At 66.4% G+C, this 19,871-nt stretch carries 21 protein-coding genes; 10 read left to right on the top strand and 11 right to left on the bottom strand.

Going from position 1 to position 19,871, the window contains the following annotated elements; all coding sequences use genetic code 11:
* The first annotated feature begins 9 nt into the window (after nucleotides 1–9).
* A complete protein-coding gene (locus NCN05_RS07820; protein WP_250397650.1) occupies nucleotides 10–459 on the top strand; it encodes an acyl-CoA thioesterase in 450 nt (149 codons plus the stop codon).
* Here the strand turns inward: NCN05_RS07820 and NCN05_RS07815 are convergent.
* The 3 genes from NCN05_RS07815 to menA are packed head-to-tail and all read right to left on the bottom strand — an operon-like array spanning nucleotide 430 to nucleotide 3,502.
* Nucleotides 430–1,596, bottom strand: a complete 1,167-nt coding sequence (locus tag NCN05_RS07815; protein WP_250397649.1) for an AMP-binding protein — start codon at nucleotides 1,594–1,596, stop codon at nucleotides 430–432. The genes NCN05_RS07820 and NCN05_RS07815 overlap by 30 nt on opposite strands.
* Entirely contained in the window at nucleotides 1,593–2,561 is a 969-nt protein-coding gene (menC, locus tag NCN05_RS07810) for an o-succinylbenzoate synthase (RefSeq protein ID WP_250397648.1), read from the bottom strand. The genes NCN05_RS07815 and menC overlap by 4 nt, the downstream gene beginning before the upstream one ends.
* Entirely contained in the window at nucleotides 2,558–3,502 is a 945-nt protein-coding gene (gene menA / locus NCN05_RS07805) for a 2-carboxy-1,4-naphthoquinone phytyltransferase (RefSeq protein WP_250397691.1), read from the bottom strand. Before menA ends, menC begins: the two co-directional genes overlap by 4 nt.
* Before the next feature lie 70 nt (nucleotides 3,503–3,572).
* Between menA and NCN05_RS07800 the strand changes: the two genes are divergently transcribed.
* Nucleotides 3,573–4,979 (top strand): isochorismate synthase, encoded by a 1,407-nt coding sequence (locus NCN05_RS07800; RefSeq protein WP_250397647.1) that lies wholly within the window; start codon nucleotides 3,573–3,575, stop codon nucleotides 4,977–4,979.
* Here NCN05_RS07800 and gshB read toward each other — a convergent pair.
* The gene (gshB, locus tag NCN05_RS07795; protein ID WP_250397646.1) at nucleotides 4,946–5,869 is read right to left on the bottom strand and encodes a glutathione synthase; all 924 of its coding nucleotides are present in this window, start codon (nucleotides 5,867–5,869) and stop codon (nucleotides 4,946–4,948) included. The genes NCN05_RS07800 and gshB overlap by 34 nt on opposite strands.
* Before the next feature lie 3 nt (nucleotides 5,870–5,872).
* Nucleotides 5,873–6,130, bottom strand: a complete 258-nt coding sequence (gene grxC / locus NCN05_RS07790) for a glutaredoxin 3 (protein ID WP_115009898.1) — start codon at nucleotides 6,128–6,130, stop codon at nucleotides 5,873–5,875.
* 77 nt (nucleotides 6,131–6,207) lie between these two features.
* On the opposite strand from grxC, the gene prfB reads away from it, so the two are divergent.
* The 6 genes from prfB (at nucleotide 6,208) to NCN05_RS07760 (ending at nucleotide 9,904) form a co-directional block, all read left to right on the top strand.
* Nucleotides 6,208–7,336, top strand: a protein-coding gene (gene prfB / locus NCN05_RS07785) for a peptide chain release factor 2 (RefSeq protein ID WP_250397645.1) whose coding sequence is annotated in 2 segments (ribosomal slippage) — nucleotides 6,208–6,282 and nucleotides 6,284–7,336 — 1,128 coding nt in all. Because the reading frame shifts where the segments join, the coding sequence is not laid out codon by codon here.
* Nucleotides 7,337–7,340: 4 nt separating this feature from the next.
* On the top strand, nucleotides 7,341–7,505 hold the full coding sequence (locus NCN05_RS07780) for a DUF3285 domain-containing protein (protein ID WP_115081215.1): 165 nt from the start codon (nucleotides 7,341–7,343) through the stop codon (nucleotides 7,503–7,505).
* A 2-nt stretch (nucleotides 7,506–7,507) separates the two neighbouring features.
* Entirely contained in the window at nucleotides 7,508–8,026 is a 519-nt protein-coding gene (gene ybeY, locus NCN05_RS07775; protein WP_250397644.1) for an rRNA maturation RNase YbeY, read from the top strand.
* Between the two features lie 104 nt (nucleotides 8,027–8,130).
* A complete protein-coding gene (locus NCN05_RS07770; RefSeq protein WP_250397690.1) occupies nucleotides 8,131–8,538 on the top strand; it encodes a diacylglycerol kinase family protein in 408 nt (135 codons plus the stop codon).
* 14 nt (nucleotides 8,539–8,552) lie between these two features.
* Nucleotides 8,553–9,146, top strand: a complete 594-nt coding sequence (locus NCN05_RS07765) for an anthranilate synthase component II (protein ID WP_250397643.1) — start codon at nucleotides 8,553–8,555, stop codon at nucleotides 9,144–9,146.
* Nucleotides 9,147–9,181: 35 nt separating this feature from the next.
* Nucleotides 9,182–9,904 (top strand): MBL fold metallo-hydrolase, encoded by a 723-nt coding sequence (locus tag NCN05_RS07760; protein WP_250397642.1) that lies wholly within the window; start codon nucleotides 9,182–9,184, stop codon nucleotides 9,902–9,904.
* Here the strand turns inward: NCN05_RS07760 and NCN05_RS07755 are convergent.
* Genes NCN05_RS07755 through mnmE form a run of 5 tightly spaced genes read right to left on the bottom strand, consistent with a single transcriptional unit; the run spans nucleotide 9,888 to nucleotide 16,014 of the window.
* A complete protein-coding gene (locus NCN05_RS07755; protein WP_250397641.1) occupies nucleotides 9,888–10,871 on the bottom strand; it encodes an asparaginase in 984 nt (327 codons plus the stop codon). The two genes, NCN05_RS07760 and NCN05_RS07755, sit on opposite strands and share 17 nt — an antisense overlap.
* Nucleotides 10,868–11,986 (bottom strand): pyridoxal phosphate-dependent aminotransferase, encoded by a 1,119-nt coding sequence (locus NCN05_RS07750; protein ID WP_250397640.1) that lies wholly within the window; start codon nucleotides 11,984–11,986, stop codon nucleotides 10,868–10,870. Before NCN05_RS07750 ends, NCN05_RS07755 begins: the two co-directional genes overlap by 4 nt.
* Entirely contained in the window at nucleotides 11,983–13,755 is a 1,773-nt protein-coding gene (gene argS, locus NCN05_RS07745) for an arginine--tRNA ligase (RefSeq protein ID WP_250397639.1), read from the bottom strand. The genes NCN05_RS07750 and argS overlap by 4 nt, the downstream gene beginning before the upstream one ends.
* 43 nt (nucleotides 13,756–13,798) lie before the next feature.
* Entirely contained in the window at nucleotides 13,799–14,638 is an 840-nt protein-coding gene (nadC, locus tag NCN05_RS07740; protein WP_250397638.1) for a carboxylating nicotinate-nucleotide diphosphorylase, read from the bottom strand.
* A gap of 23 nt (nucleotides 14,639–14,661) precedes the next feature.
* Entirely contained in the window at nucleotides 14,662–16,014 is a 1,353-nt protein-coding gene (gene mnmE / locus NCN05_RS07735) for a tRNA uridine-5-carboxymethylaminomethyl(34) synthesis GTPase MnmE (protein ID WP_250397637.1), read from the bottom strand.
* A gap of 54 nt (nucleotides 16,015–16,068) precedes the next feature.
* Between mnmE and NCN05_RS07730 the strand changes: the two genes are divergently transcribed.
* Complete coding sequence (locus NCN05_RS07730; protein ID WP_186541470.1) at nucleotides 16,069–16,542, top strand: DUF2062 domain-containing protein; 474 nt, start codon at nucleotides 16,069–16,071, stop codon at nucleotides 16,540–16,542.
* Here the strand turns inward: NCN05_RS07730 and NCN05_RS07725 are convergent.
* Nucleotides 16,539–18,872 (bottom strand): RelA/SpoT family protein, encoded by a 2,334-nt coding sequence (locus tag NCN05_RS07725; protein ID WP_250397636.1) that lies wholly within the window; start codon nucleotides 18,870–18,872, stop codon nucleotides 16,539–16,541. The two genes, NCN05_RS07730 and NCN05_RS07725, sit on opposite strands and share 4 nt — an antisense overlap.
* Before the next feature lie 20 nt (nucleotides 18,873–18,892).
* On the opposite strand from NCN05_RS07725, the gene NCN05_RS07720 reads away from it, so the two are divergent.
* Nucleotides 18,893–19,871, top strand: a 979-nt coding sequence (locus tag NCN05_RS07720) for an ATP-binding cassette domain-containing protein (protein ID WP_250397635.1), incomplete at its 3' end; no start/stop codon positions are given.

Genomic DNA, 19,871 nt, shown 5'->3' with positions numbered 1-19,871 from the left:
CACATCGCCATGACCTCTGCCCCCTGGCTGGAGCTGAGCCGAACCGTGCGCTTCAGCGACACCGACGCCGCCGGCGTGATGCACTTCCAGCAGCTGCTGGGCTGGTGCCACCAGGCCTGGGAGGAAAGCCTGGAACGCTTTGGCCTGCCGGCGGGTTCAGTCTTCCCTGGCGGCCGCGGGGAGCAACCGAGCGTGGCCTTGCCGATCGTGCACTGCCATGCCGATTTCCGCGCCCCGGTGCAGGTGGGCGACAAGCTGCTGATCCACCTGGAACCGGAACGGCTCGATCCCAGCAGTTTTGCGGTGAACAGCCAAGTGCTGCTGGAGGAGCAGCTGGTGGCCCAAGGCTGCCTGCGTCATGTGGCCATCGACGCGCAAACCCGGCACCGCTGTGCCCTGCCCGATGGCGTGGACCGTTGGCTGGAAGCATCAAGCCTCGGCCGCATCCAACCGCTTTAACCACTCTCGCCAGCGCTGGCGCTGCCATTTCCCCAGCGCGGAGGGGGCCAGCTCAGGACACAACACCCAACGCCGTGGCGTTTCCGCCGCCGGCCAAGGCCGAGTGAGGGCCTCAAGCCGCTTCAGCACGGCAGCGTCAGAACTGCCCACCAGCGCCACCAACCGCTGCCCCCACTCCGGATCGTCCACACCAAGCAGCAGCACGGCGCTCACCGGGAGCGATGCCGCCTGCAGCGCCGTCATCAAGCGCTGCTCCAGCTGCTCGGGGAACACGGTTTCCCCCCCGGAGTGGATGGCTCCATCGATGCGCCCGGCAATCTGGAGACCGGGGGTCAACGCGGCCTGATCCCCGGAGCGCCACCAGCCATCGCCATCCCCGAGCGATTCCCACCGATCCGGCTGATCCGCCCGCCAACAACCCAGCGCCAACCGATCAGTGCGCACCTCAAGCGCCCCATCAGCAGCCAGCCGCAGCTCCACATCCACCAGCGGGTCCCCACACCCGGGCTCGCCGGCCAAAAAGCGGTCCGGCGGGAGCGCCGCCACCATCGCCGCCGTCTCCGTCGACCCATAACAGGGAGACAGCGGCAGCTGCAAGGCCCGCGCCTGATCCGCCAATGGAGGCGGGAGGGCAGCGCCACCGATCCAGATCAGCTGCAACTGCTGCAGGAACGCCACCCCGTCGTGATGGGCCAGCAGACGTGCCAGCTGCGTGGGCACCAACGACAGCACGGCTGGGTTCTTGCCCCAAGCGGGCAGACCCTGACAGAACGCGAGCAATTCCGTGGGGGTTTTCATCAATCCCGGCGCCAGTGGCTGATGCACCGCGCCCCAGCAGCGGGCACGCCACCAGGGCATCAGACCACTCACATGGGCCAGCGGCAGTGGATTGAGCAACAAGGTGGACGCTGAGTCCAAACCGATGCCCGTCAACCAATGGGCGGTGGCGGCGGCCGAACGGTCCAGATGCAGCGATGGTTGGGCGCAGCAACGGCTGCCGCCAGTGCTGCCACCACTGCGCACTACCACCCCCGAGCCCGAAGGCAATTGAGCGATGGGGGCCGCGTCGGCATCAGGCGAGAGGGGCACCCACTGCCCTGCCGCCAGCCCCTGCTCCAGCCGCTCGAGCTCGCTCATGCCGCCGCAGCCCAGACCTGCTCTGGATCGTTGGAGAACATCGGCCCCGCTGGCGTCCAACCGGGAGCCAGGCCCGGGGCCGCCGGCGTGGGGCCCTGGGCCTGAAGACCGGCCAGATGCTCCAGCCAGCGCCGACCGATGCCGGTTTCAAACGCCGTGCTCAGCATCCGTTGGGGCAGCCCCGCCTGCAGCTCCCGCAACAGCAGGCGGGGATCGCCCTCCAGCGCGGGCCGACGCACCTGCCAGCCGCTCCAGCTGCTGCGCAGCTCGGGGTGCTGGTGGAGGGATTCATCGAGGGCTACCGGCCCCAGCGCCGCCAACTGATCCAGGCCGGCTGGATCCTCCACCGCCAGCGGCTGCTCCAACCAGTCCAAGCGAGGGTCATCGCGCAACCGCTGCATCCAGGCCTCAGCCGTGCTGCGATCCCAGCCGCCGTTGGCATCCAGACGCAGCCGGGCCGTGGGCGGCAGCCGCTGGAGCAGCTGCTCGAGCAGCTGACGCTCAAGCTCATCCGGCGCCGTGGCCACCTTCCACTTGAAGGTGCAGCTCTCCAGGCCACCCATCGATGCCGCAGCAACCTCCAGAGCCGAAAGCATCGCCTCGCCAGCCGGCAGCAACAGCGCCGGGGCAGGGGCCTTCAGCCAGCCCTGGGGCGCAGCAGCACCCACCACACCCTGCAGCTCCGCCAAGGCCGCCCCAAGGCCAAAACCCACGGGCCCCGGTGCCTCCCGCAACACAGCCTCCAGCTGAGCCTGAGGAAGCTCGTCCGGCAGTGCGGCGAGGGCGTGCTCACAGGCCATGAACTGCTGCAGCTGCAGCGGAGCCACTTCGCCCCAGCCCACGGCCCCCTGATCGTCATCCAGCCGCAGCAACCAGCCACAACGCTCCCGCAGCTCGCCGGCTGCGGTGCGCAGCGGCTGCAGCAGGGCAAAGCAAAAGCGGCGACGCTGCAGCCGGAGCGTCATCCGCCCGTCCAGACGCGCGCCAGAGCCAGGCCCGCACTCAGCCCCAGACCATTCCAGCCCTGGAAGCGCAGGGCCAGAAACTTGCTGCCGCTGATCAGCTCCGGCCTGTCGTGGTGGCGCTGGAGCAGACGCATCAGCTGCACACCGGCAGGAAGGCCGAGAGCGCTCAACAACACCGTCGGAGGCCAGTCCCCGTGCAGCACGGGCACCCACTCCAACGCCAGCGTCAAGGCCACAAACCAGGGCACCAAGGCTGCCGCCCGGGCCGTGCCCAGACGCACCACCGGCGAGCGTTTGCCATGGGCGGCGTCCTCCTCCACCTGATGGAAGTGGGAGCAGAACAACACCAGGGTGGTCGCCAGGGCGGGGCCTGATCCCAAGATCCAGGCCGTGCCCCAAGGAATCGGAGCTGCCCCCCGGGGCTGCAGCACCACGAGGGCCGCTGCGGTGGCAAAAGGTCCAAAGGCCAGCCAGCACAGGGGCTCACCCAGACCGCGGTAGCCCAGGCGGAACGGCGGGCCCTGGTACACGTAACCCAGGCCGCAGCAGACCAACACCAGGGCCAGCACCGCCCCGCTGCTGCTCCAGGCCAACCCGGCCATCACCAGCAACCCCAGCACCAGCGCAGCGGTCGCCCCCTGGGCGACACGGTCCCGGCGGCCGGTGAGGTTCACCACGGAATGGGGCTTGCCGGTGGCATCCACCCCCGTGGCCGCATCAAAAACATCGTTGCTGAGGTTTTCCCAAAGCAACAGCAGGATGGCCGCCAGCACGAAGCCCCCCAACTGCAGCCAGCGCAGGGAGCCCGCCACCCCGAACTGCCATCCAGCCGCCAGCAGCACAGGCATCACGGCGACGGAATACATCGGCCACTTGATCGCTGCCTTCCACAAACGGCGCCGATCGGCGTAACGGGATGCGACAGCCTGCGGCTCAACCATGGACAGGACCCGTTCCCGCAGGGCGAAGACCCATACATTTGAGCAGTAACCCTGGCCGGAAACGCCGCGGATGTCGGCTGATTGTTGTTTCAGCACCCTCCTCTCCGCTGCCCAGCGGGGATGGTTGGCCTGTGACGGCGATGAAGCGCTGCTCAGCCTGGCCCTGCCGATCGAAGGGATCGACCCGCTTCTGGCCTTGCCGCAGCTGGCGGAGCAGGAAAGCCTGCAGGTGCTGTGGGACAGCGCACCGGGCCTCTGCCTGGCTGCCGCCGGGCCCTGCCAGGAACTGGAGCTGGCCGGCAGCCGTCGCTTTGAGCAGGCCCAGCGCTTCGCCGACCTCTGCCTGAGCCGGCTGCACGACACGGCAGCGGACAGCCCAGCCCATGCGCGGCCCCGGGTGCTGCTGCGCTTCCGCTTCTTTGATCAGGTGAGTGAGCGCCGCCGCAGTGAATCGGTGGTGCCATCGGTGCAGGCCGTGCTGCCCCGATGGCAACTCAGCCGTCAGGGACGCCGCGGCTGGCTGCGGCTGAATGGGGTCGTGAGCAGTGCAGCGGACTGTCGCGAGCTGGCGGAACATCTCTGGCTCAAGCATGAACAGCTGCTCAAGACGCCAGCCACGCCACCCCCCCTCAAGCCCCAGGCGCTGGTGGCGGCAACGGAACCGGAAACCTGGCGGCAGCGCTACGCCGCAGCCCTCACCCGCGGCATTGATCTGGTCAACAGCGGCGACCTGCACAAACTCGTGCTGGCGGTGCGACACCGCATTGTTCTGGCCGACACCTTCGACCCCTTGCCGCTGTTGAAGCGGCTGCGGCGGCAGCAGGCCGGCAGCTGCCGTTTTCTCTGGCAGCGTCACACCGGCGATGCCTTTTTCGGTGCATCGCCGGAACGGCTGCTCAGCCTGCGCACCGGTTGGCTGCGCAGCGATGCCCTGGCCGGCACGGCGGGGCAAGGGGATTCCGGGGCGCAGCTGCTGCGCTCCGACAAGGACCGCCGCGAACATGAATTGGTGGTGGAAACCATCACCGACCAACTACGCCGCAACGGCTTGACACCCCGGCGGCGGCGCCAGCCCCAACTGGCCCGCCACGGCAACCTCACCCACCTGCACACCCCGATCACGGCCGAAACCCAGGGTCAGCCCGTGCTGGCACTGGCTGAACAGCTGCACCCCACCCCTGCCGTTGCCGGGTTGCCGCGCCGCGACGCGATGGCCTGGTTGCGCACCCTCGAACCGTTTGAACGGGGCAGTTACGCAGCGCCGATCGGTTGGATCGACAGTGCTGGAGATGCGGAACTGCGGGTGGCGATCCGCTGCGGTCATGCCCGCGGCTGCGAGCTGGACCTCACCGCCGGAGCCGGCCTGGTGCGGGGATCCGTTGCCGAACGCGAGCTGCAGGAGGTAGGGCTGAAGTTGGCCGTGCTGGCGGACCAGCTGGAACTTCAGACGAGCGCGCGCAACCGCTCGATCGTCTGATCCGCCAGGGGCTGGTTCATCAGTCGCTCCACTTCCCGCACCCCGGTGGGGCTGGTGACGTTGATTTCGCTGAGCATGCCGCCGATCACATCGATGCCCACGAAGAACAACCCCTCCGCCCGCAGCGCCGGGGCCAGAGCAGAGCAGATCTGACGTTCCCGCTCGGTGAGTTCCGTGGCTTCCGCCTGGCCACCCACGGCCAGATTGCTGCGGAATTCTCCGGCTGAAGGACGCCGGTTGATCGCCCCCAGGGGATCGCCGTCCACCAGAAGGATGCGCTTGTCACCCTCGCTCACGGATGGCAGAAAGGCCTGGGCCATCACCGGCAGGCTTTCCTGTTCCGTCACCAGCTCCAGCAGGGCCTTCAAGCCCGGCGACTGGCCGTTGACCCGAATCACCCCCAGGCCGGCACGACCCCCCAAGGGTTTGAGCACGATCTCCTGCTGCTCCTGGGCAAACAACAGCAGTTCAGACACCCGCCCCGCCACCAGCGTGGGAGCCATCCAACGGCTGAAGCGCAAGGCCCCCAGCTTTTCGTTCCAGCTGCGCAGCGCACTGGGGCGATTGAGCACCCGCACCCCCGCTCGCTCCGCCACCTCCAGCAGATGGGTGGCGTACAGATACGCCTCATCAACCGGCGGATCCTTGCGCATCCAGATCACGTCAAACCCAGCCAGCGCCTGACGTTCAGCCACCCCAACCGTGATCCAGGGCTCCGGCGTCACCGGAAGGGCAATCGCGAGGGGTTCATCGCCCCGTGCAATCAGATCGGAGGGCGTGCAGGCCCACATCTCATCGCCGGCGCGATGGGCGGCCTGCATCAGCGCAGCAGAGGAATCCTTGGCTGGATTGATCTGCCCCAGCGGATCCAGAACAAACAGCTGGCGCATCGATCAGGCCTTCAGCAGCGCATCGAGCTCACCGGCGCGATCCAGGGCATGGAGATCGTCGCAACCACCGATGTGGCGATCGTCGATGTACACCTGCGGGACGCTGCGGCGACCATCACCCCGCGCCGCCATGGCATCCCGAGCCGGCTCATCCCCATCCACGCTGTGTTCGGTGTAGCTCACCCCTTTGCGGTCCAGAAGCCCCTTGGCGCGGACGCAGAACGGGCAGGTTTGCCAGGTGTAGATCTCAACCTTGGCCATTGCGTTGGTGATGCCGGTGGTCGGATCCTATGCAGCTACTGCGCTGATAGCGTCAGAGGCTGATCAGGACCGAGTCCTTGCTGGATCTCACCGACTTCAAACGCGATCTCTCCGAGCTCACTGACCGCCTGGGCAATGCCCAGGACTGTCTTTGACGTTCCTGCACTGAACGCCAGGCAACAGGATCTCGAACAACTCGCAGCCCAGCCCGATTTCTGGGATGACCAGCAGAACGCCCAGAACCAGATGCGGCGTCTGGATGAGGTGAAGGCCCAGCTGTCTCAGCTGGCCGGATGGCGCGGTGCGGTCGACGACGCCCAAGCCACCCTTGAGCTCTACGAACTGGAGCCCGATGAGGACCTGCTACAGGAAGCTCAGAACGGGCTGAACCAGCTGCGCCAGGGGCTGGACCGCTGGGAACTGGAGCGCCTGCTCAGCGGCGAATACGACAAAGAGGGTGCCGTTCTCAGCATCAATGCAGGCGCCGGGGGTACCGACGCCCAGGACTGGGCCCAGATGCTGCTGCGCATGTACACCCGCTGGGCGGAAGACCGCGGCATGAAGGTGACCGTGGATGAACTCTCCGAAGGGGAAGAAGCCGGGATCAAGAGCTGCACGATCGAGATCGAAGGGCGCTACGCCTACGGCTATCTGCGCAACGAAAAGGGCACCCATCGCCTGGTGCGCATCTCACCGTTCAACGCCAATGACAAGCGCCAAACCAGCTTTGCCGGCATCGAAGTGATGCCGAAGTTAGAGGAGGAAGTCGACATCGACATCCCTGAAAAGGACCTCGAAGTCACCACCTCACGCTCCGGTGGCGCCGGCGGCCAGAACGTGAACAAGGTGGAAACCGCCGTGCGGATTCTCCACATCCCCACCGGCCTGGCCGTGCGTTGCACCCAGGAACGCTCCCAGCTTCAGAACAAGGAAAAAGCAATGGCCCTGCTCAAGGCCAAGCTGCTGGTGATCGCCCAGGAACAACGGGCCGCCGAAATCGCCGACATCCGCGGCGACATCGTTGAAGCGGCCTGGGGCAACCAGATCCGCAACTACGTGTTTCACCCGTACCAAATGGTGAAAGACCTACGCACCAATGAAGAAACCAACGATGTGCAAGCGGTGATGGATGGGGCCCTCGACCCCTTCATCGATGCCTGTTTACGCCAGGGTGTCGACAGCCCCGGCGCCGACGCCGATTCCTGATCCCATGGCCAGCGAGAGCACCCCACCGCCGAGCTTCGTCAAACAGGCCATGCGCAACATGGTGCGCAAGGGCAGCAAGAGCCTGTTCCACTTCGGCCTCACCGCCCTGGGATTCCTCGGCTTCATCACCCTCGTGGCTTGGCTGGGGCGGCCGACCCTGCCGGGGTAGGCATGGAGCTCGACCTCGCACTGGATCGGGAGGGGGTGACGCTGCAACCCTCCGACAGCACCGATCTGCTTGATGAAACGGCCTGGCTCCAGCAGTTGGAGCACTGGCTCAAAGGCATCTGCGGGGATGCAAGCCTCGACTGCCCAACCCTGGTGCGATCCGCGGAGGAGCTGAGCCTGGGACTGCGCTTCACCGATGACGCCTGCATTGCCGAGTTGAACAGCGCCTGGCGCCAGAAAACAGGCCCCACGGACGTGTTGTCGTTTGCCACCCTCGACGACGCCGGCGACTGGATGGAAGGCCCCAGCATCGAACTGGGAGACATCGTGGTTTCCCTGGAGACGGCCCGCCGTCAGGCCGAGGAACAGGGGCACAGCCTCCAGCGGGAACTGCGCTGGCTGGTGAGCCATGGCCTGCTGCATCTGCTGGGCTGGGACCATCCCGATGACGCCAGCCTCGCCGCGATGCTCGCCCTGCAGGAAAGGCTTCTCGGGGACGGGTGGCCTGGACAACCCGGGTAGTCTTCGATGAGCGGGTCTGCGCCCTGCGGAGTAAGAGTTCCGTTCCGATGACCACCGAATCGCCCCGGACACCATCCGCAGACGCAGCTTCGGAGGAGGTGGCCATGGTGCCCAACGGAATGCAACGACGGGGCAGCTGGCGCATCGCCGGTGATCTGCCCTCAAGTTTTCGCTACGCCGCCCAGGGCCTCGGCTACGCCTTTCTCACGCAACGCAACTTCCGCATCCATGTGGTGACGGGGCTGGTGGTGTTTGGCCTGGCCACCTGGCTGCAACTGGATCTGATCCGCCTGGCCGTGCTGGTGCTTACGGTGGCTGCCGTTCTGGTGTTGGAGCTGCTGAACACAGCGATGGAAGCGGTGGTGGATCTGGCCATTGGCCGGCGCTATCACCCCTTAGCCCGCATCGCCAAAGACTGTGCTGCTGCCGCCGTGCTGACGGCCGCCATCAGCTCCTTGCTGATCGCTCTGTTTCTCCTGCTTCCGCCGCTCCTGCTCCGCCTGGGGCTCTGACTCCCGATTCGCAGATGCTGCTGGTCATCGACAACTACGACAGCTTCACCTTCAACCTGGTGCAGTATTTCGGTGAGCTCGCCGCTCAGCATCCGGTGGCGGCCGATCTGCAGGTGCATCGCAACGACGCCATCAGCCTCGAGCAGATCCGTGCCCTGAAGCCCGACGCGATCCTGCTCTCCCCAGGCCCTGGCGACCCGGATCAATCGGGCGTCTGCCTCGACATCCTCAAAGAGCTTTCCGCAACGGTGCCCACCCTGGGGGTGTGCCTGGGCCATCAGGCCATTGCCCAGGTGTTCGGCGGCCGGGTGGTGCGCGCCCAGCAGCAGATGCACGGGAAAACCTCCCCCGTGCTGCACAAGGGCGACGGGGTGTTCGCGGGACTGCCCCAACCGCTGACGGCCACCCGCTACCACTCCCTGATCGCCGAACGCGACACCCTGCCGGACTGCCTCGAGGTGACCGCCTGGCTTGAGGACGGCACGATCATGGGCCTGCGTCACCGGGAGCATCAGCACCTACAGGGGGTGCAGTTCCACCCCGAAAGCGTGCTCACCGATCAAGGCCACCAACTGCTGGCCAATTTCCTGCGGGAAGCTGAGGGATAACGCTGTTAGCGTCCGAAATACGTTCAACCCCGCCCATGTCCGTCCTGCGTTCCGCCGTGACCGCCGCTGCAGGCCTGGCACTCAGCCTCACGTCTCCGGCCTTAGCGGGCGGTGGGGTGTCGATCAACAGCTACGGGCAACGTGCCCTGCTGATCCAGGGGGGCGGCCAGTCGGTGCTGCTCAACCCCTACAAGCCCGTGGGCTGTGCAGCAGGCCTGCCCGAGCCTCGGCTGACGGCCGGCGTTGTTCTGGCCAACTCCGAACTCGCCGATGAAGGGGCCCGCGATGTGGCCGGCGGCCGCTTTCTGGCCCAACCTGGGTCGTACCGCATCGGCGGGCTGAGCCTTGAGGGCTTTGCCAATCCCCACGACCGCGTGGGCGGACGCCGCTTTGGCAACGCCACCCTCTGGCGCTGGCAGCAGGGGGGCCTCAGCTTTGCCCATCTCGGTGCCACCGCTGGAGAGCTCACGGCTGCCGACCGCGTGCTGCTCGGCAACCCCGATGTGCTGATCATCGGCGTGGGTGGCGGCAGCAAGATCTACACCGCCGAAGAAGCTGCGGCGGTGGTGGAGCAGTTGAACCCCAAGCGCGTCATTCCTGTGCAGTACGTCAACGGCGAGGCACCTGAAGGCTGTGATCAAGAGGGTGTGCAGCCCTTCCTCGATGCCATGGGCGGCACCGCCGTGCGCCGGGTGGGCCAGTCGCAAACCCTGCCGGGCCACCTCGACGACACCACCGTGATCACGGTGATGCAGTGATCAGCACCTGCAGCTGATTTCTGTCCCAACCCGCCAGCACAGCCAACAACAACATCACCCTGGCTTTCTGGGGATTGAGGCTCCCTGCCGGCAGCAGCCCGAGCCGTTCATCCTCGGGATGGTGGTGCACGGGCCCCGACCCGCAACGGTTGGCCCGCAGCATCAACGGCCGTGGTCCAGCCCACGCCTCCAACACACGGCATTCGCACGCCGACAACTGGCCGGCACCGGTACCGGTGAACACCAGGCCATCAACGCAGGCGTTGAGGCAAGCGCTGAGCAGGAGCGGCTCGGGCTCCACACACCCGTAGACGATCGGCACCTGGGGCCATTGCTCCGGCAAATCGAGCCCAGCAAAGGGCACCTGCCGGGATCCACTCGCCATGGGCAGATGAACGCCAACGTCATCCACCCAGCCCAAGGGCCCGCGGCCGGGACTGGCGAAGGCCCCCACCCCCTGGGAGGCCAGCTTGGTGACCAACTGGGCGGCATGGATCTGGCCATCCATCACCACCAGCACGCCCTGACCGCGAGCTTCTGGGCTTGAGGCCACCTGCACCGCCTGCAACAAATTGAGGGGGCCATCGGCACTGAGGGCCGTGGCCGGCCGCATCGCACCCACCAGCACCACCGGCCGAGGATCGTCGATCAACAGCTGCAGCAACCAGGCGGTTTCCTCCAGCGTGTTGGTGCCATGGGTGATCACCACCCCAGCCAGCTCAGGGTCTGCCGCAAAGGCAGCACGGATGCGCCCCACCAGCGCACGCCAATGGGCAAACAACAGATCAGCGCTGTCGACGTTGGCGATCTGCACCACATCGATCGCCGCCAACTCCTGCAGCTGCGGCACCGCCGCAAGCAGGGCGTCGCCCCCCAGCACGCCCGCGGTGTAGTTGTTCAGCGTTGCGCTGTTCTCAGCACAGCCGGCAATGGTGCCGCCGGTGGCCAGCAGCAGCAGGCGGTTCATTGCTCCAGGGGGAGGAACGCCTCCATGAAGCGCTGCATCTGGCTGGTGGTGCCGATGCTGACCCGGAAGCAGCCATCGATCAGGGGCTTGCCTGCCATCGAACGCACCAGAATTCCCGCCTCGCGCAACGACGCATCCACGGCATCAACGGGTCGCTGGGGCCAGATCAGCAGATAGTTGCCGCCATCGCAGTGATACCGAACCCCCGCGTCCTGCAGCGCCTGCAGGGTCCAGTCGCGAGCCCGCAGCACCTCAGCCACATAGGCATCCACATAGGACTGGTCCGCCAAGGCGGCAAAGGCCGCGGCCACGGCCACGCTGTTGACGTCGTAGGGGCCCGTGACGCGGCTAACCCGATCCACCACATCGGCATGGCCGATGGCAAAGCCAATCCGCAACCCCGCCAAACCAGCAGTTTTGGCCAAGGAGCGGAACACCAGCAGGTTCGGTGTGGCCGTGAAATCTGCGCTCGGAAGCACACTGTCTCCGGTGAAGGCTTCGTAGAGCTCATCCACCACCACCAAGGTGCCCGGGGCTGAGGCCGCCAAGGCGATCACCTGATCTGCTGGCAAGCGCGTGCCGGTGGGGTTGTTGGGGTTGCAGATCAACAGCAGCCGCGGCGCTCGAGCCGCTAACGCCTCCTGAATGGCCGCCAGCGGGAAGTCGAACGTCTCCCCTTCGTAGGGAATCGCCTCGATCGTCATGCCCTGCATGCCGGCGCAGGGGCTGTAGTAACCAAAGGTGGGCGCTGTGGTCAGCAACGTCTCACCGGCATCGCCATAGGCCTGAAACACCGCATGGATAGCGGCATCCACACCGTTGAACAGGCCCACCTGATCCGGCTTCAATCCAGGCCGGCAGCCGGTTTCCTCCAGGTTCTGCAGTAACGCCTCCCGCAGGCCGTCGTACTCCGGATAAACGGCAATCTCTTCGGTGCTGAAGTTGCGCAGGGCCTGGGCCACCAAGGGACTGGGGCCAATCGTGTTCTCGTTGAAATCCAGCCGCAGCATCTGGCGGCGGCCCTCCAACGGCGCGCTGTAGGCCTTGAGCTGCTCAACGGCGGCGCGGGCCACCGGAGCACCACCGGCTGTGAACGGTTGAGTGTTGTCGCTCACATGCGGTCCAGGGTGGCGATGCCCAGCAGTCCGAGCCCCAGTCTGAGGGTGTCGGCCGTCAAACGGCAGAGGGCGAGGCGGGATGCCAGCGCTTCAGGATCGGCCTTGAGCACAGGCACCTGGTCGTAGAAACGGTTGAACACCTGGCTGAGCTCGAACAGATAGCTGCACAAGCGGTTGGGCAGCAGCTCCTCCTCCACCTCTGCGATCACGGCATCGAACTTGAGCAGCTCCCGCACCAGGGCCCACTCCTGGGGCTCGCTGAAGTTCAGTTGGGCATTGGTCGCCGCAAGGTCGCCCCCCTTGCGGGCGATACCGGCGATGCGCACCACGGCATAGAGGAGATAAGGCGCCGTGTTGCCCTGCAGCGCCAGCATCCGATCGAAGGAGAACTGGTAATTGGTGATCCGGTTCTGGCTGAGGTCGGCGTATTTCACCGCCGCCAAACCCACGGTGCCCGCCACATGCTGGATGAACTCCTCCGACTCGCTGCGCTCCTCCTCCATCAGGCGTGAACGCAGATCGGTTTCGGCGCGCTCGACGGCTTCATCGAGCAGATCCCGCAGACGCACGGTGTCTCCCGCACGGGTCTTGAGCTTCTTGCCGTCCTCCCCCTGCACCAGGCCAAAGGGCACGTGCTCGAGGCGCGCACCGTCCGGGATCCAGCCGGCCCGTTCGGCCACCTGGAACACCCCGGCGAAATGGTTCGCCTGGCCAGCGTCGGTGACATACACAACGCGGCGGGCACCATCCCCTTCAGGAGCCGCTCCGAAGCGGTAGCGGATCGCCGCCAGATCAGTGGTGGCGTAGTTGAAGCCGCCGTCGCTCTTCTGCACGATCACAGGCAGGGGCTTGCCGTCCTTGCCCTGCACACCCTCAAGGAACACGCACTGGGCACCGTCATCGGTGACCAGCAGCTCAGCCGCCTTCAGGCCATCAATCACCGCTGGCAGGAAGGGGTTGTAGAACGACTCGCCGCGTTCGCTCAGTCGGATGTCGAGCCGGTCGTAGATCTTCTGGAACTCGCGCCGCGACTGGTCGCAGAGCAGGCCCCAGGCCTTGAGCGACACCGGATCGCCCCCCTGCAGCTTCACCACCTCGTCGCGGGAGGTGGACTGGAACGCTTCATCGTCATCGAAGCGCTTCTTGGCCTCGCGGTAGAAAGCCACGAGATCTCCAAGATCCACCGCATCGGCGGTGTCCAGGGCTTCCGGCGCCACCTGCTTGAGGTGGGTGATGAGCATGCCGAACTGGGTGCCCCAGTCGCCCACATGATTAAGGCGCAGCACCGGATGGCCGCGGAACTCGAGCACCCGCGCCAGGGAGTCGCCAATGATCGTGGAGCGCAGATGCCCCACATGCATCTCCTTAGCGATGTTGGGGCTGGAAAAATCCACCACCACCGGCGCCGGGTTCTCCACCGCCGGCACGCCGAGACGCTCGTCCCCCAGCCGTGCCGACACCTCCGCCGCCAGCCGCTCCGGGCGGATCGTGAGGTTGATGAAGCCCGGCCCGGCGATCTGCGGCTCCAGGCAGAGGTCGGTGAAGGCAGGATCAGCCTGCAGCTGCTCCACGATCGCCGTGGCGATCTGCCGAGGAGCCTGCTTCAAGGGCTTGGCCAGGGGCAGCGCGCCATTGGCCTGGAAGTCGCCGAATTCCGGCTTGCTGGCAGGGGCCAACTGGGGGTCCAGCCCCGCATCGACCTCCGGGAAGGCCCGTTGCATCGCCGCCCGCAGCTGGGCATCCAGGGACTGGGACAGGCTGAGCATGGGCAGTGCGTGGCCGGGGGAATCCGGCTCTGATCATCCCTCTTCAGGTGAAACGCATGCTCAAGTCGAGCCAGCGGCTGCGGGTGACCGGCGCGCTGGTGGAGATCAGATCAATGCCGGTGGCGGCGTAGGCCTGCAACTGCTCGGGCTGAATGCCGGAGGCCTCAAGCACCACCCCACCGGTGCTGCAGTCCCGCAGGCGCGGCACCAGCTGCGTGAGCTGCTTAGGGCTGAATTCATCCAGCAGCACCCCATTGGCGCCCGCCTGCACCGCCTCCAGCGCCTGAGCCTCCGTCTCCGCTTCCACAATCACGGCTGTGGGCCAAGAGGCCTGCTCACGCACAGCCGTGATGGCCGCTGTGATGCCCCCCGCCCAGGCGATGTGGTTCTCCTTGAGCATGGCCGCGTCATCCAGCCCCATGCGGTGGTTGATGCCGCCGCCGCAACGCACCGCGTATTTCTCCAGCAGACGAAGCCCAGGCGTGGTCTTGCGGGTGTCGGCCAGACGCACACCGGTGCCCTCAAGCTGGGCCACCAATGCAGCGGTGGCGGTGGCAATACCGGAGAGGCGCATGGCCAGGTTCAAGGCGGTGCGTTCCCCCGCCACCAAGGCCGCTGCGGGCCCCTGCAGCTCCAGCAGGCAGTCCCCGGCCTCGACGGCGTCACCGTCCTGCCGCAGCAGGCGAAGGCTCACCCCGGGATCCAGGCGCTGGAACAGGCGCTGCACCAACGGCCCACCACAGAAGCGGCCCGGCTGTTTGGCGACCCAATGGGCCTGACCCTGCTGTCCCTGCAAGGCAGCCGCCGTTAGATCACCGCGGCCGATGTCTTCCGCCAGCCAGGCCTCCAAGGCAGCGGTGAGTGCCGGGGATTGCCAGTCCAAACCGTTTCAGACGTCCGCTGAACCTATTTTCCGATGCAGAAGCGCGAAAACACCCGATCCAGCACCGCTTCGGTGAGCTCTTCTCCAGTGATCTCACCCAGTGCGCGGATTGCCTCCCGCAGATCGATCGTCCAGAAGTCCCATGGGAGCTGCTGGGCCGCCACCTCCTGGCTGCGGGCCAGAGCCTCGGCCGCCCGCGCTGCCAGATCGCGTTGGCGTTGGTTCAACGCCACCAACATGCCGTCGGTCCCTGCAGCACCACAACGCTCCAGCAGGGCCTGCACCAGGTCGGCCTCCCCCGTGCCCTCCAAGGCCGACAACTGAACATCCACCGGCTGGGGGAAGGCCCCCACAGGGAGATCCGCCTTGTTGGCCACCAGGATCCTGGGGATCTGCTCGGGGATGCGCGCCAGCAAGGCGGCATCTTCAGAGGTCCAGCCCGCATGGCCGTCGAGCACCAACAGCACCACATCCGCCGTGGCCAGTGCCTCCTCGCTGCGGGCAATCCCCAGCTGCTCCACCGCGTCATCAGTGCTGCGGATGCCGGCGGTGTCGAGCAGGGTGATCGGCACCCCTTCCAGCACGATCTCGCTCTCCAGCAGATCCCTGGTGGTGCCCGGCAGATCGGTCACGATCGCCCGCTCGCGGCGGCTGAGCCGATTGAGCAGGGAACTTTTCCCCACGTTGGGGCGACCCACCAGGGCCACGCGCAGGCCCTGGCGCAGGGCATCGCCCCGCTCGCCATCGCGCACCAGCAGCTGAAGCTCCAGCCGCACGGCCTGCAGCTGCTGCAGCAGGGCCTCGCCATCGAGGGGCGGCAGGTCCTCCTCGAAATCCACCCGAGCTTCCAGTTCGGTGAGCTGATCGAGCAGCCGTTCCCGCAGCGCCGTGATCTGGGCCTGAATGCCGCCATCGAGGCCTGCCATCGCCAACTCGGCCGCCCGGCGGCTGCGGGCCGCCACCAGCTCACTCACCGCCTCGGCACGGGTGAGATCGAGCCGGCCGTTGAGCACGGCCCGCTGGCTGAACTCGCCCGGCAGGGCCCGCCGCACTCCCGGCTGCCGCAGCACCTGTTCGAGCACCCGCTGCACGGCGATCACCCCGCCATGGCAGTGGATCTCCACCACGTCCTCACCGGTGAAGCTGCGGGGCCCGCGCATCAGCAGGAGCAGCACCTCATCAAGACGGCGGCCCTCGCCATCGATCACATGGCCATACACCACCCGGTGCGATCCCCACTCCTGTCGGCCCGGGCAGTGCACCACGCTGCGCCCCGTCGCTTCTGCAGCCGGCCCGGAGAGACGAATCACGGCGATGCCGCCCTGCCCTGGGGCCACGGCGGTGGCCACGGCCGCAATCGTGTCGGTGCTGGGCACAGCAGTCGCCGCTGGTGATCCATACCTAGGATCCGGCCGATTTCTGCTGGGTTCATGCGCCGGTTGCTGCGCCTCAGTCGCATCCGGATGCGCCGCGGGGTCCTCTGGTTGTGGAGACAGGAAGGCACCCCAGGCCAACGGGCCCGTGGCCTGGCCGCTGGCGTGTTCTGCGGCTGCTACCCCTTCTTCGGGCTGCAGATCTTCCTCAGCGTGGGTGTGGCCAGCGTGGTGCGTGGCAATCACCTGCTCGCCGCCGCAGGAACCCTGGTGAGCAATCCCCTCACCTATCTGCCCCTCTACTGGTTCAACTATCTGGTGGGCTGTCGGCTGCTGGGCCCAGGCCAAGGCGGGATCAACCTGGCGGAGCTGAATCGCAGCAGCCTGTGGGCCCAGGGGTGGGAGTTCAGCCAGCGCATCCTGTTGGGCTCCACCGTTGTGGGGATGGTGATGGCCATCGCCAGCGGCTGGATGGCCTACCGCCTGTTTCTGCAGCGTGAAGCCCGTGCCGTCGTGAGCCGAGGCAGCTAGCTCGTGCCCACCCGGGCAATCCCGATCACATCCGCCATCGAGCGGATCTGGTCCATGGTGCGGCTGAGCTGATCGGCACCCTCCAGCTCAACCCGCAGATCGATGCGGGCCGGCTTGCCCGCTGCCGTGGTGACCCGGGCATCACTGACGTTGATGGCCCCATCGGAGAGACGCAGCAGGATGTCTTTGAGGATGCCGACGCGATCGATCACTTCGATCCGCAACTGCACCGGGAAGCGCTGTTTCTCCTGTTCGGCATGGGCGGTGTTCCAGCGCACGGGGAGCCGCCGTTCCCGCGGGATTGTCTCCACGTTGGAGCAGTCCTGCCGGTGAATGGTGATGCCGTGGTTGCCGAGGGCCACCGTGCCCACGATCAACTCACCCGGCAGCGGACTGCAGCAGCCACCGAGGCGGTAGTCCAAGCCCTCCAGGCCAAGGATCGCCCCTTCGCCTCCGGAACGGTCCGGCGCCGGACCCCGCGATGGCAGCAGCGCAGCGGCCACGTCTTCGTTGCTGGGCGGGGCCTGCTGTTGTTCCGCCAGCAGACGCATCTCCTCCCGCAAACGGTTGAGCGCCTGCTGCAGCGTGACGTCTCCAAATCCCAGTGAAGCCAGAAGGTCTTCGGTGGTGGGGACATTGCAGCGCTGCGCCACCCGCTGCATCGCCTCACCGTTGAGTAGGGCATCGAAGCCATCCCGCCCCAGCTCCCGCTCCAGCAGATCCTTGCCCCGTTCAATCGTTTCGTCACGGTGGCTGCGCTTGTACCACTGGCGAATGCGATTGCGGGCCGTCGGCGTGGCGACGAAGTTCAGCCAATCGAGGCTGGGATGGGCCGTTTTGCTGGTGAGCACCTGAACGAAATCACCGTTCTGCAGCGGCGTTGCCAGCGGACACAGCCGATCGTTGATGCGAACGCCATGGCAGTGGTTGCCCACCTCGGAGTGGATGCGATAGGCGAAGTCGACGGCGGTTGCTCCCTTGCGCAAACCGAGCACATCACCCTTCGGGGTGAACACAAACACCTCCTCGTCGAAGAGGTCTTCCTTGATCGAGGAGAGGTAGTCGTTGTGGTCGTCGTTGCCGCCTTCCTGCTGCCAATCCACCAGCTGACGCAGCCAGTTGAACCGCTCCGCATCACTGCTGCTGCTGGCCGGCGAGCCACCTTCCTTGTATTTCCAGTGGGCCGCAATCCCGAATTCGGCCACATGGTGCATCTCAAGCGTGCGGATCTGCACTTCGATCGGGCGATGCCGACCGATCACCGCCGTGTGTAGGGATTGGTAGCCGTTGGGCTTCGGCAACCCGATGTAGTCCTTGAAGCGTCCAGGAATCGGGCGGAAGGTGTCGTGAACCACCGCGAGGGCGCGATAGCAGCTCTCGACATTGGGGGTGAGGATCCGCAACGCAGCCACGTCGTAGATCTCGTGGAACTCCTTCTGCTGGCGCTGCATCTTGCTCCAGATGCCAAAAAGATGTTTGGGGCGACCACTCACCTCGCAGTGCTCTAGGCCGGCCCGTTCCAACCGCTCATTCAGCAGCCCCACCGTGACGCCGAGCCGTTGCTCCCGTTCACTGCGTTTGGTGGCCACCTCCTCCTGAATCTCCCGGAAGGCCTCCGGTTCCAGCAATTTGAAGGCCAGATCCTCAAGCTCCCACTTGAAGCGACCGATGCCGAGGCGGTTGGCCAGGGGGGCATAGATCTCACGGGTTTCGCGGGCGATCCGCTGACGCTTCTCCTCCTTCAACGCACCCAGGGTGCGCATGTTGTGCAAGCGGTCGGCCAGCTTCACCAACACCACACGGATGTCGCTGGCCATGGCCAGGAACATCCGGCGCAGATTTTCCGCCTGAGCTTCCGTGCGGTCGTTGAAGTGGATGCCGCCGAGCTTGGTGACCCCCTCCACCAGTTCACGCACCTCGGAACCGAAGTGCAGCTCGATCTGATCGGGGGTGACGTCGGTGTCTTCGACCACGTCGTGGAGGAACCCTGCGGCGATCACCGGAGCGCTGGCGCCGATGTCCCGCAACAGATCAGCCACCGCCACCGGATGGACGATGTAGGGGTCCCCACTGGCGCGGAACTGGCCTTCGTGCAGCTGAAAGCCGAAATCGAAGGCCGACACCAGCAGCGCCTCGGGATCGGTGGGGCAGCTCTGGCCAATGCCGGGCGGCACATTGGCGATGCACTCCCTCAACCAGTCCGGGAGGGCGATGCCGTAATCGTCCGGATGGCGGACGGGATGACGCCTTACTTCGGGCAACGCGCAGCCCGCAGTGGCCGAACCCGTGCTGGTTCGGGGCTCTTTGGGTGTGGAGGCAGCGTTGAGCATCCGACCCATCGGGTCAATCCATGGTATTCAGTGCAGGACCCCCTGTCGCTCGCGCAGCACTGTTCATGGGCCGGCCTGTTCTGGAACTCGAACAGCTGCGATTGCGCTATCCCGGCAGCAACTCCTGGACGCTGGATGGGCTAAATCTGAGCCTCGAGCCGGGAGAGACCCTGGCCTTGGTGGGATCTTCGGGCTGCGGCAAAAGCACGGTGGCGCGGGCCGTGATGCAGCTGCTGCCCCAGGGAACGGTTTGTGAAGGACGGCTGGCCTTGACCGGCCAGGATCCACGCCAACTCCGGCGACCGCAGTTGCGGCAGCTGCGGGGTGAGGCCGTGGGTCTGGTGTTCCAGGACCCGATGACGCGGATGAATCCGCTAATGAGCGTGGGCGGCCATCTGATCGACACCCTCAGGGCCCACCGACCTCAAATCAGTGCAGGGGCTCACCAGGAAAGGGCCGGAGAACTGCTGGAGCGGGTGGGCATTGGCGCCAACCGCTTCCGTGCCTACCCCCATGAGCTCAGTGGTGGGATGCGCCAGCGCCTGGCCATTGCCTTAGCGATTGCCCTGGAACCACCACTGCTGATCGCCGACGAACCCACCACCAGCCTGGATGTGGCGGTGGCCGGGCAAGTGATGGCCGAACTCAGCGGCCTCTGCCAGGAGCTGGGCAGCGCCCTGCTGCTGATCAGCCACGACCTGGCCATGGCCGCCCGCTGGTGCGAGCGCATGGCCATGCTCGACGGCGGACGCAAGGTGGAGGACGGCCCCAGCCATCGGCTGCTCACCCAGCCGCAGTCGCCGGTGGGGCAACGGCTGGTGGCCTCCGCCCAGGCCCGGGAAGGGGGACGCTCACCGGCACGTCCCGACAACGGCAGCGTGCTGCGGGTGGAGGAGATGCGCTGCTGGCATGCCGTGGGTGGCGCACCTTGGGCACCCCTCTGGCTGAAGGCGGTGGATGGGGTGAGTTTCGAGCTCCGGGCCGGGGAAAGCCTGGGGG

Origin of the sequence: Synechococcus sp. MU1651, from assembly GCF_023630635.1 — a bacterium.
GTDB lineage: Bacteria > Cyanobacteriota > Cyanobacteriia > PCC-6307 > Cyanobiaceae > Parasynechococcus.
Note: the sequence above shows the minus strand (reverse complement) of the source record. Positions and strands in the feature narration are given on the sequence as shown.

Bases quoted from the DNA above. Each gene is read 5' to 3' on its own strand.
- NCN05_RS07820 (WP_250397650.1), top strand. From the start codon at position 10: ATGACCTCTGCCCCCTGGCTGGAGCTGAGCCGAACCGTGCGCTTCAGC.
- NCN05_RS07815 (WP_250397649.1), bottom strand. From the start codon at position 1,596: ATGAGCGAGCTCGAGCGGCTGGAGCAGGGGCTGGCGGCAGGGCAGTGG.
- menC (WP_250397648.1), bottom strand. From the start codon at position 2,561: ATGACGCTCCGGCTGCAGCGTCGCCGCTTTTGCTTTGCCCTGCTGCAG.
- menA (WP_250397691.1), bottom strand. From the start codon at position 3,502: ATGGTTGAGCCGCAGGCTGTCGCATCCCGTTACGCCGATCGGCGCCGT.
- NCN05_RS07800 (WP_250397647.1), top strand. From the start codon at position 3,573: ATGTCGGCTGATTGTTGTTTCAGCACCCTCCTCTCCGCTGCCCAGCGG.
- gshB (WP_250397646.1), bottom strand. From the start codon at position 5,869: ATGCGCCAGCTGTTTGTTCTGGATCCGCTGGGGCAGATCAATCCAGCC.
- grxC (WP_115009898.1), bottom strand. From the start codon at position 6,130: ATGGCCAAGGTTGAGATCTACACCTGGCAAACCTGCCCGTTCTGCGTC.
- NCN05_RS07780 (WP_115081215.1), top strand. From the start codon at position 7,341: ATGGCCAGCGAGAGCACCCCACCGCCGAGCTTCGTCAAACAGGCCATG.
- ybeY (WP_250397644.1), top strand. From the start codon at position 7,508: ATGGAGCTCGACCTCGCACTGGATCGGGAGGGGGTGACGCTGCAACCC.
- NCN05_RS07770 (WP_250397690.1), top strand. From the start codon at position 8,131: ATGGTGCCCAACGGAATGCAACGACGGGGCAGCTGGCGCATCGCCGGT.
- NCN05_RS07765 (WP_250397643.1), top strand. From the start codon at position 8,553: ATGCTGCTGGTCATCGACAACTACGACAGCTTCACCTTCAACCTGGTG.
- NCN05_RS07760 (WP_250397642.1), top strand. From the start codon at position 9,182: ATGTCCGTCCTGCGTTCCGCCGTGACCGCCGCTGCAGGCCTGGCACTC.
- NCN05_RS07755 (WP_250397641.1), bottom strand. From the start codon at position 10,871: ATGAACCGCCTGCTGCTGCTGGCCACCGGCGGCACCATTGCCGGCTGT.
- argS (WP_250397639.1), bottom strand. From the start codon at position 13,755: ATGCTCAGCCTGTCCCAGTCCCTGGATGCCCAGCTGCGGGCGGCGATG.
- NCN05_RS07730 (WP_186541470.1), top strand. From the start codon at position 16,069: ATGCGCCGGTTGCTGCGCCTCAGTCGCATCCGGATGCGCCGCGGGGTC.
- NCN05_RS07725 (WP_250397636.1), bottom strand. From the start codon at position 18,872: ATGCTCAACGCTGCCTCCACACCCAAAGAGCCCCGAACCAGCACGGGT.